Here is an 11072-nt window from a genome sequence, read left to right on the forward strand (position 1 = left end):
AACAATGGACGTAACAACACAAAAAAGAAATGCAAAACAATTTATACAAGATTGGAAAGATCGTGGAAGAGAAAAACAAGACAGTCAATCATTTTGGCTGTCTTTGTTGCGTGAAGTTTTAGGTGTTGAAAATCCAGAAAACTTCATTAAGTTTGAAGAAAAAGTAAAATTATCACACGATAGTTTTATTGATGGCTACATTGAGCAAACACATGTGATGATTGAACAAAAAGGAAGTAATAAGGATTTAGATAAGGCAATTAAACAATCAGATGGGAGGTTATTAACACCCTTTCAACAGGCTCAAAGATATTCTGCTGCATTACCATATTCACGCCGACCACGTTGGATTGTTACTTGTAACTTTAGAGAATTTCGTATCTATGATATGGAACATCCTAATTCAGAACCGGTGAAGATTGAATTAAAAGACCTTGAAACTAGCTATTATCAACTTGAATTCTTAGTAGATAAGAGTAATGAACATCTAGAAAAAGAAAAACAGGTTTCCTTAAGTGCGGGTGAACTGGTTGGTCAAATTTATGATGAACTTTTAGATCAATACAAAAATCCAGAAAATGAGCATTCACAAAAAAGTATTAATCAACTCTGTGTCAGAATTGTATTTTGTCTTTATGCAGAAGATGCTGGCATCTTTGGTAAGAAAAATATGTTTCATGATTACCTTGAAGAATTTGATTCTAGACATATAAGAGGTGCTTTGATTAGGTTATTCAAGGTATTAGATACTAAAGTTAAAGACCGTGATCCTTATTTAGCTGATGATGATCCAAAATTAGCAGAATTTCCTTATGTTAATGGTGGAATGTTTTCGGATGAAAATATTGAAATTCCACCTTTTACTGATGAATTGAGAGATCTACTCCTTCGTAAAGCCAGTGATGAATTTGATTGGTCTGAGATTAGTCCTACTATTTTTGGCGCGGTATTTGAGTCAACATTAAACCCTGAAACAAGACGTCAGGGAGGGATGCACTATACTTCTGTTGAAAATATTCATAAAGTAATTGATCCATTATTCATGGCTGGTTTAAAAAATGAATTAAATGAAATTAAAAAGACTAAACAACCTGCTATATTAAAAAAGAAGGCTAGTGCATTTCAAGAAAAATTAGCAAACCTAACATTCTTTGATCCTGCATGTGGTTCAGGCAATTTCTTAACAGAAACATATTTGCAACTTAGACGCTTGGAAAATGATGCTATTAAATTGATTTATCCGAATCCTTCACTTGATGTTGGTCAGGCTAAAGATATTATTAAAGTCTCTATTAAGCAATTTTATGGAATTGAAATTAATGACTTTGCTGTATCTGTTGCCAAGACCGCTTTATGGATTGCGGAGAGCCAGATGCTAGAAGAAACTAAAGATATTTTTTATGCCGATTGGGATTTCTTACCTTTAAAAACATATACGAATATTCATGAAGGCAATGCTTTAAGGATGGATTGGAATAGGGTAGTTCCTAACTATGCTTGTCATTATATTATGGGCAATCCGCCCTTTATCGGACATCAATGGAGAAATAGTGAGCAAATAAGAGATATGGAAATAGTTTTTCATGATTTAGGCAAACATGGAAAATTAGATTATGTTTGTGCCTGGTATAATAAGGCGATAAATTATATGCATAAAACTAAGATTAGGGCTGCCTTGGTTTCTACGAATTCTATTTGTCAAGGAGAATCAGTTTCTATTCTTTGGCAATACTTGGAAAAAAAGAATCTAGAAATTCAGTTTGCTTATAACACCTTTGTATGGACAAGTGAAGCTAAGAGCAAAGCGGCAGTACACTGTGTAATAATTGGTTTTACAGATTATAAAACTAAAGATGATAAATTCATATTTGACGATGGTAAAATTAAGAAAGTAAAGCATATAAATGGCTATTTATTGGATGCACCAGATGTTTTTATACAATCCAGAGGAAAAATAAGATTTGGAAATTTTCCTAAGATGACTAAGGGAAGCCAGCCTACAGATGGTAATAACCTAATTTTGAATGAGCAGGAATATCAACAATTTATTAGAGAATATCCAGATAGTATAGACTTGATTCGTCCATATATGGGAAGTAGAGAATTTATCAATAATCAGCAAAGATATTGTTTATGGTTAGTAAATACCAATCCAAAAGACATTAGGAACAACAAATTCATCCTTGAAAGAATAGATAGGGTTAAATCATTTAGAAAAAATAGTAAAACTGCTTCAGTGAGAGAAGATGCCTCTACACCAACTTTATTTACGCAAATCAGACAACCTGATACTAACTATTTAGTTGTTCCAGCAATGTCAAGTGGTAAAAGAAGATATGTTCCAATTGGATTTATTAAAAAAGATATTATCGCAAGCAATCAGTTATATATAATTCCTACAGATTCAATATATTTGTTTGGTTTGTTAACATCTAATATGCACATGGCGTGGATGAGAACGGTATGTGGTAGATTGAAAAGCGATTATAGGTATGCACCAGCAATTTATAATAACTTCCCATGGCCTAAGTCAACTAAAGAACAAAAAGCTAAAATAGAAGAGACAGCAAAAGCTATCTTAGACGCACGTGCATTATATCCAGATAGTTCTCTAGCTGATCTCTATGATCCGTTAACTATGCCAAGAGAATTGCTTAAGGCGCATCAAAATAATGATCGTGCAGTGATGGAAGCCTATGGGTTACCTGTTAAGGGAACTACAGAAAGTGATGCTGTTGCTCACTTGTTTAAGATGTATGAAAAATTGATAGCTGGGGAAAAGTGATGACAGATTTTGAAAAAAAGATCAATAGTCTTATAAAAGTGGATGAAGATGAACTTCATGATTTTAAGCTGGAGTGGTATACCAAACACCAGAAGGATGAAATGATAAAAGATATATTTAGCTTTGTTAATACACCTCATCATGAAGAATGTTATATATTACTTGGTATTAGAGATAATGATCATAAAATTATAGGCGTAGAAAATGATAATAATAGATTAACTACTGACAAATTAACAAGTTATATAAATAATTTACCAATTGCTAATCACTCTGTTCCTAATATTAAGGTTAGAAGTTTAAAAATAGATAATCATGAAATAGATGTTATTATTATTAAAAATAGTGATGATGTTCCTGTGTTTTTAAATGAGGAGTATCATCCAAAAGAATGTAAGAATGTTATTAGACCAGGTCAAATTTTTTGTAGGTTAAATGATGTTGAAACACCTATTAATGGAACTGCATCAGATTTTCAAGTTGAAAGGCTTTGGAAAAAAAGATTCCACTTGGATTTAACTCCAATTGAAATATACAAATCTAGATTAAATGAAATAGATAATTGGGAATACTTTGAAACTGATAAAGTTGGATTTAGATATATTCTTGATCCCGATTATTGTATGTATTTGGAAAGCAATGATGAAGGGCGGAATATTGTAGAATCATATTCTCTCAATCAGACAAGAATTACGATTAATTGGGATACTTTAAAACTCATGTATCACGGACAGATATTGGAAGAAATTATGGTTGTTTGGCTTGATGGAACAAGATTTTTAACAGTGGCGCCCAATATAGGTTCTTTGAATCCTTTGAGTGACAAGCCATTATATTTTCAGTACTTATTAACGGACTCATTAGATTTTGCAATAGAACAATTTTTCTTAAATAATAGAGAAAGAGGTATTAGTCCTGATGCTTTTCAGAAAGATACTTTATTAAAAAATATAGTAATTTTTAAAGACGAAATTCAGAAGGAACAAATATGTAAGTTGCTTGAAGAAGATCTTGATACCGTTAGAAGTTTTGTGAGACCTTCATCAGACCAATTAAAATACGCAAAAGCTAAGCTCGAGGCAGAATTGAATAGGGCACAGCTACCTCAGTTTATTAATGCGGTTGAGCAAATGTGTACAGAACAAAATACTGCAGATTATATAAAAAGGTTTATTCAATCAAAAGTTAGTAAAGAAAGATAAAAATGGTGTTAGACAAGAAAATAGAGGACAAAAATTTCATTGATAGAACTGGCAATAACTCGCAAGTACGAGGTGTTAAATAATTGAATTTTAGGCAAGCGTTTGAACTTATTGATCAATTACTTTATAGAAAGGGATTATATTGTAAACCTATTTCTTAATTGTTTTATATCAAAAAAACTCCATCCAACTAAGGATGAAGTTAAGTAAGATAATCGACCTAAATTGGTCACAATTGGTCACAATGCTTTCCAAGTTAAAGAATTTTATTCCGTTTTCTTCCATTATATGGTGAATTAATTCAAAAATAGTATGGAATCGAATGGATATTAATTCTTGAAAATGGATAATTGTTCCAGTTTTGCTAGCTACAAGTTCTCAAAGCGTTAATATTTTATATTACGTTTTATGCAAAAGACATCTCGAAAGGGATGTCTTTTTTTATATATGGCTAAAATTCAATAACTTATAATAAATAGCCCAATAAGTAAAACCATATATTTAAACTAACATTAAGAATTTCTAAAGGTTTTGAACTATAATAATATAGAAAGTTAATCTTAAGAAAGGTTCTATGTTATTTATATGAAATACTTAATTACAGGCGCAACAGGCAATTTAGGAGAAAAAGTTACTCGTTGGCTGAGGACAATGACTCCGGAAAAGAATATCCGAGTTGGAATCCATAACTTAAAAAAGACTAATAAATTTAGTGATCTTGCGGTAGAAAAAGTAAAATTAGACTATTTTGATATCAACACCCTTAAAAAAGCAGTTGCTGGCGTTGATCTGGTAATTTATATTCCCAGCATTACTTATAACTTGCAGAAAAGAATTACAGAATTTGAAAATGTCTTACAAGTTGTAAAAGAAGTTAAATCTAAATTGATTTTTGTAAGTTTTTTTGCAGATCAAGAAAATAATCCATTTGTAATGTCTCCATTTTATGCATATGTACCAAGAAGACTTGCTAGCTCAGGAATTGAATATAGTATTGTGAAAAATAGTTTGTATGCGGATCCGCTGGTCCCATATCTAGAAGAACTAATTAAACGAAAAAATATTATTTATCCAGTTGGGGCCGAACCATTATCCTTTATTACAAGAAATGATAGTGCTCATGCAATTGCTTGTTTAGCCATGCAACCAGTAATGCGAGATCAAGGGCAAACTTATCTGTTAAGTATGGATAAAAATTATAATATGGTTGAATTATCATATATTATGTCTCGAATCACTGACCATAAAATTGGCTATGCACCTGTAACAACTGATGAATTTGCAAAGATTTATGCTGCTGAAGGCGATGGAAAAGAACTTGCATCAATGTATGCTGGAGGAGCTAAGGGACTTCTTAGTGCAACATCTGATGACTTTCATCGCTTAACTGGTAGAGAACCAGAAGAAATGGAACATTTTTTAAGAAATGGCTATCAAATCGCACGTTTATAAAATAAATTAGTTTAATCTAAAATAAAAGATATTACATTAAGTATAATAAGTGCTTAGAGAAAAATTAATTGTAATTAAGTGTAGTGCAGTGCTGAGACAAGACCGTAAGCTTGATATTAACTACACAAGCTTTTAATTTAAGGGATAGATTAAAAGCTATTTGCTTATTTTAGCTGTTATATACGAAAAAAGAGATCAGATATAAAATCTGGTCTCTTTTTCGATGTGGTTAACTAGAGGCTTTGATTAATATTTTTGGCTAGATAATCATAAAGCATTGCTTTTTCTAATTCTTTGGTGTCATAACCTAAGGTTTGAGCAATTGTATAAGCGTAGGCCCAGGCTGTAGCTGGTCCACGACTGGTGATAATTTTATGTTCTTTATCCACAACTGTAATATCAGTGCTAAAGTGGCCGTTTGGACATTCTTTTTCAATTTCTTTTTCAATTTCTTTTTCAAAGCCAGGATAGCAGGTGTAGTTAGCTCCTTCTAGCAAGCCGTAGTGACCTAAAGCAATCGGAGCGGCACACATTGCTGCATCCCATTTGCCTTCTTTATTTCTTTGAATCATAAGCTTAGCTAGTTTTTCATTGTTTCTAAGGTTTAAAGCTCCAGTTCTTCCACCTGGAAAAGCTACTAAGTCATACTCTAAAAGTGAATCATCCACAACTTTATCACAGGTTAGTAAGATACGATGGTCTCCGTTAATTTCTTTTTTATCAAGACCGACCATGTCACAATCAATATCTAAACGACGTAGTACATCAACGACACTAAGTCCTTCAACTTCTTCACAGCCATCTGCGAAGACAACAGCAACTTTTGTCATAAAAAAGTCCTCCTTTTTATTAAGTACTATACAACTTTTATTTTAACCCATTAAAATAGTATTTTTTAATTTAAAGATTAAAAAAATAAACTTACAATTGCGTATATAACTATAGATAAAACTAAGATATGTTGTACTAAGAATTTTGTGAAACACTAAATATAGGGTTGCTTTTAAAAATACTTGAATTAACGCAATATTCTGTTAACATTGAGATAATTGAAAGAAAATTTGTGAAACAATTTAAGAAAAGAGGGTAAAAATGGCTACTGAAGTTTATTTAGTAAGACATGGGGAAACAATGTTTAATCAGTTGAATAAAGTTCAAGGCTGGGCTGATTCTCCACTAACTGTAAAAGGAATTAATGACTTAAAAATAACAGCATCTAATTTATCTCAGGTTCATTTTGATAAAATGTATAGTTCTGACTTAAAGCGAGCCATTGATACAGTTCACTTAATTGCTGATACAAATGAAGTTTCTGAGATTGGTAAAATAAAAAAACTTCCAGCTTTTCGTGAAGTATTCTTTGGTACTTTTGAAGGTGACGATATTGACGAAACTTGGGAAAAAGTTGCTGTAGCTGGAGGGATGAAACCAACAAATGATGTGGTAAAAATCATTCAAACCCTAGGAATCCATGATTTTCGTGAAGCAACTAAGAAAGCTGATCCACGTCATTTAGCAGAAGATGCAGAAGCCCTCAATAATCGAATGGACCAAGCTGTTAGCCAACTAGCTGAAGAAACAAAAGGGCTAGGACGAGTTTTAATTGTGTCTCACGGAGACTTTATTAAGACTTTGGGAATTAAATACTGGGATCAAACTACACATGATCACGATATTCCCTTTCCAGACAATGGCAGTGTGACACGTGGAATAATTGATGATAATGGAAAATTTAAAATAATTAATTATGGTGTAAAAAACACTGACATTCCAAATTTATAAGATGCAGCTATCAAGTTGCATCTTTTTTAGTATAAGTTTGTGGGATGTTCTTTGGCAGTATGTTCTACATGTTCAATCATGGCATCAATCATTGATAAAACGTCAGGGTCATTTAAAAAATAAAAGACATGAGTTCCATGTTTATGATGTTTAACCAAATTGTATTTTTCTAAAATACCTAATTGTTTTGATACAACCGGCTGCGCAAGGTCGAGAGTAGTGGCAATTGTTGAGACGTCGACTTCTTTTGAAGCATTCCGTAAAAAAAATAAAATTGAAATTCGTCTACTATTGCTTAAAACTTTATAGATTTTGGCTGCTTCACTGACTAAATTTGTATCTGTTTGTGTCATAATTTAGCACCTCTTATTGACAATATATCGAAAATGGAATATTATTACTTTCTGTAATAAGTATACCAAATTCGATATATTTATGGAGAAAAAATATGAAGAATAAATCATCACTACGTTATTTTTGGGTAACTTTATTAAATATTATTATTACAATTGCGGAATTTATCGGTGGAGCAGTTTCAGGCTCACTTGCTCTGCTTTCGGATGCCGTACATAATTTAAGCGATGTTGGATCAATTATTTTAGCCTTTGTTGCTAATTTAATTGCTAAGAGAAAGCGAAATAATAGCAAGACTTTTGGCTATGATCGAGCGGAAATACTAGCAGCTTTTACTAATGGGATAATTTTAATAGTAATCAGTATTTATTTATTTATCGAAGGAATTCAACGCTTTAGTCATCCAGAACCGATTAAAGGAAAAATCATGTTAATTGTTTCTTTAATCGGCTTAGCTGCTAACCTAATTTCTATGCTAGTAGTTATGAAGGAAGCTAAGACGAGTCTTAATGCAAAAGCTACATTTTTAAATATGCTTTCAGATGCAATAACTAGTGTAGCAGTTGTAATTGGAGCGATTGTGATTTCAATTTGGAAAATTTACTGGGTCGATCCAGTCTTAACGATAGCAGCTTCCGTCTTTTTACTTAAAGAAGCTTATGAAGTTACTATTAAAGCAGCTAATATTTTAATGGAAACGAATCCTAGCATTGATTTAAATAAGATAAATGAATTAGTTTTATCTTGTCCACATGTGAATAACATTCACCATGTGCATGTTTGGCAATATTCAGACAATGTGACGATGTTAGATGCACATATTAATGTGGATAAAAATTTAGATGCTGTGCAATTAGAAAAGATATACACAGAAATTGCAAAAAAATTAAAGCCGCTTGGAATTAACCATGTGACACTTCAGGCAGAATGTACACGTGGAATTAGTGATAAAATGATTTTTGATGATAAAGAAGATTAGTTAATCTGGTTTTGCTGCTATTTGGTAAAATAGGGGCAAAGCCTTTTATTTTAAGGAGAAAAAATGAAATTCGATACTAATGATCTAAAAGAAAATCTAAAAAATTATCAAAAGAAAGCTACAGACCAATTTAAAGATTTTGCTGAAAATGATTGGCCCGATATCAAAGACTACTTAACTGAAAAAGGACAACAAGCTGGGGATTTTTTGAAACAAAACGGTGGCAAAGCTTATCAGAATTCGGTTAAAGCTTTTAAGAAAGCAGTTCGAAACTTAGACCAAAAAGTAAATGGCACAGGCATACACAAGGATGATAAATAAAATGAAGGTAAATATTTGGGTTGCAGTCATAGTTTTATTAATTGGATTATGGGATTTATACACTGCCTACAATCGTTATCAAAAACATAAAGTAGCAACGAAAGAAATTCAAAGTGATTCTATTAATGGAACAAAAAAATTGCTTACTGGTATTCCATCTGATAGTAAAGCTGATATCATTTCCTTTACAATATTAGGGGTCGTTTTTACCATTACCGGAATTGTTTTGTTTTTTATGATTTAAATGAAGTAGGTGAGAAGAAAGTTGGCCAAATTAGTTTTAGTTAGGCATGGTGAAAGTATAGCTAATCGTGACAATGTTTATACGGGCTGGAATGATGTGCCTTTAAGTAAAAAGGGGATTGAACAGGCAAAAAATGCAGGTCTTAAGGTGGAAAAAATAGCTGGATTTGTGCCAACGCATATTCATACTTCTGTCTTATCGCGTGCAATTATGACAGCTAATATTATTGCAGATGTTTGTAGCTTTTTATATTTACCTATTACTAAGACTTGGCGTTTAAATGAGCGTCACTATGGAGCACTTCGCGGTATTAAGAAGGATGTTTCAAAGAAAATTTTTGGTACTAAGCAAGTCTTAGAATGGAGACGTGGTTTTGACAGTGTGCCTCCTTTATTAACGCAGCCCGTGCAAGATCGTAGATATCAAAGGTATGATATGCGTCTAATGCCCCAAGGAGAAAGTCTACATCAAACGCAGGAGAGATTAATGCCTTATTTTTGGGATCATATTGCACCTGAATTAATGGCAGGTCATGATCAATTGGTTGTAGCCCATGGCTCAAGTTTACGTGCCTTGATTAAAAAAATTGAAGATATCAGTAATGAGGATATTGTAAAAGTAGAGGTGCCCAATGCAGAGCCAATTGTTTATACTTTTGATACTAATTTGCATATTATAAAGAAAGAAATTCTACATTGATTGAGTAGCCGACTAGTCTACTCTTTTTTTAATAGTTTGTATAGGTATTTTTATGGTAAAATTTTTTACGAGTATATTTGAACAAATTCTTGTAGAGTAGGAGAAAATAATGCGTAAAATATTTTTACTAAGAGGAGCACCTGGATCTGGAAAATCTTCCTTTATTGCTCGTCACCACTTGCAGCCTTACGCTATTTCTCGTGATGAAATTAGGCTGCTATTAGCTGATTTGACGGTTTATTATGAGGAAAGTACAGATCACCTGCATCAAGTTATTCCACGTCATGTTACTGTACGTACAGAGCAAATGGTTGATAATTTGGTACAGCATAAGATGGCCTATGGAGAAACTATCATTGTTGATGGAACTCATATCACGCCAGATAAAATTGAACATTTTCGTCCATGGGTTGAAAAATATCGCTATGAATTATTTGTAGTCGATTTAATGCAAAATAACACTTTAGAAAGCTTACTGCAGCGTAATCAGGTTAGAATTCACTATGATTGGGTGAAACCTGACGTAATTAAAATGATGTATGAGCAATATAAAGCTCATCCGGAAGTTCCGTCTTGGGCTTATTCAATTTTACCGAATGGAATGGAACGGGCCTTAAGTCAAAAAGAAAAGAATTTAGATCATTATTCACATGTGATTTGTGTACCAGATAAGGTAAGACCAGAAGATTTTCCACATGTGCATATTTCTAACTTTTACTTTTCTTTTAATGATGAATTTACTAAGAAATACGGAACATATAGAAACGTTATAACTTTAGGTAAAACTAGAGAAGAAGTAATCGAAAAATTTAGGCTTCCATATTTTGTATTTAAATTCCACCATAAGCACTTTTTAATTTCTGCATATCCAATTCGAAATGAAATGTTAGATCCTATTCGAAAAGTAAAGGGAGTTTGGTCTTATTCAACTGGGCTATATAATATTGCTGATTTTGTAAAAGAATTTCCAGAGAACGAACACCAGCATGTTCATCAATTTAATTTAAGTAAGATTGATCCCACACGTTTGCTACATATTTGGTAATAAAAAGGCTCTTTGTAAAATCCTATTGATGGATAGTTTTAAGAAGGAATTAAGCAGTTAAGAAAATTGATATGAACCCCGAAATTCGGACAAGAATTTCGAGGTTTTTTCTACGTAAAGTCAAGCATAATAAGAAGTTTGGCTTCATTTTTTATTTAAATTTCAACTTAAACATCTTTTAGTGTCGATTTATTTTTTTAGTTAGACAC

At 32.3% G+C, this 11072-nt stretch carries 11 protein-coding genes; 9 read left to right on the plus strand and 2 right to left on the minus strand.

Going from position 1 to position 11072, the window contains the following annotated elements:
- Positions 1–4: 4 nt before the first annotated feature.
- The 3 genes from CP370_RS01910 to CP370_RS01920 all read left to right on the plus strand — a co-directional run bounded on the left by CP370_RS01910 (position 5) and on the right by CP370_RS01920 (position 5439).
- Positions 5–2785 (plus strand): DNA methyltransferase, encoded by a 2781-nt coding sequence (locus tag CP370_RS01910; protein WP_198324516.1) that lies wholly within the window; start codon positions 5–7, stop codon positions 2783–2785.
- A complete protein-coding gene (locus CP370_RS01915) occupies positions 2785–3987 on the plus strand; it encodes a helix-turn-helix domain-containing protein (protein ID WP_087713272.1) in 1203 nt (400 codons plus the stop codon). Before CP370_RS01910 ends, CP370_RS01915 begins: the two co-directional genes overlap by 1 nt.
- Before the next feature lie 585 nt (positions 3988–4572).
- Positions 4573–5439, plus strand: a complete 867-nt coding sequence (locus CP370_RS01920) for an NmrA family NAD(P)-binding protein (RefSeq protein WP_087284770.1) — start codon at positions 4573–4575, stop codon at positions 5437–5439.
- A 233-nt stretch (positions 5440–5672) separates the two neighbouring features.
- On the opposite strand, the gene CP370_RS01925 is transcribed toward CP370_RS01920, so the two are convergent.
- Positions 5673–6269 carry a DJ-1 family glyoxalase III gene (locus CP370_RS01925; RefSeq protein WP_087713271.1) on the minus strand — a complete coding sequence of 199 codons (597 nt, stop codon included), beginning with the start codon at positions 6267–6269 and terminating at the stop codon, positions 5673–5675.
- A 262-nt stretch (positions 6270–6531) separates the two neighbouring features.
- Between CP370_RS01925 and CP370_RS01930 the strand changes: the two genes are divergently transcribed.
- Positions 6532–7221 (plus strand): histidine phosphatase family protein, encoded by a 690-nt coding sequence (locus CP370_RS01930; RefSeq protein ID WP_004895816.1) that lies wholly within the window; start codon positions 6532–6534, stop codon positions 7219–7221.
- Between the two features lie 26 nt (positions 7222–7247).
- Here the strand turns inward: CP370_RS01930 and CP370_RS01935 are convergent, their stop codons facing one another.
- Positions 7248–7574 (minus strand): helix-turn-helix transcriptional regulator, encoded by a 327-nt coding sequence (locus CP370_RS01935; RefSeq protein WP_012845662.1) that lies wholly within the window; start codon positions 7572–7574, stop codon positions 7248–7250.
- 95 nt (positions 7575–7669) lie between these two features.
- Here CP370_RS01935 and CP370_RS01940 point away from each other — a divergent pair, with 95 nt between their 5' ends.
- The 5 genes from CP370_RS01940 to CP370_RS01960 all read left to right on the plus strand — a co-directional run bounded on the left by CP370_RS01940 (position 7670) and on the right by CP370_RS01960 (position 10863).
- Positions 7670–8554 (plus strand): cation diffusion facilitator family transporter, encoded by an 885-nt coding sequence (locus CP370_RS01940; protein WP_012845663.1) that lies wholly within the window; start codon positions 7670–7672, stop codon positions 8552–8554.
- A 63-nt stretch (positions 8555–8617) separates the two neighbouring features.
- A complete protein-coding gene (locus CP370_RS01945) occupies positions 8618–8875 on the plus strand; it encodes a hypothetical protein (protein WP_087713270.1) in 258 nt (85 codons plus the stop codon).
- A gap of 1 nt (position 8876) precedes the next feature.
- Positions 8877–9119, plus strand: a complete 243-nt coding sequence (locus CP370_RS01950; protein WP_012845665.1) for a hypothetical protein — start codon at positions 8877–8879, stop codon at positions 9117–9119.
- 21 nt (positions 9120–9140) lie between these two features.
- The gene (locus CP370_RS01955; RefSeq protein ID WP_087713269.1) at positions 9141–9818 is read left to right on the plus strand and encodes a 2,3-diphosphoglycerate-dependent phosphoglycerate mutase; all 678 of its coding nucleotides are present in this window, start codon (positions 9141–9143) and stop codon (positions 9816–9818) included.
- A 109-nt stretch (positions 9819–9927) separates the two neighbouring features.
- On the plus strand, positions 9928–10863 hold the full coding sequence (locus CP370_RS01960; protein ID WP_012845667.1) for an AAA family ATPase: 936 nt from the start codon (positions 9928–9930) through the stop codon (positions 10861–10863).
- Positions 10864–11072 lie beyond the last annotated feature (209 nt).

Source organism: Lactobacillus sp. UMNPBX19, from assembly GCF_002553805.1.
Classification (GTDB): domain Bacteria; phylum Bacillota; class Bacilli; order Lactobacillales; family Lactobacillaceae; genus Lactobacillus.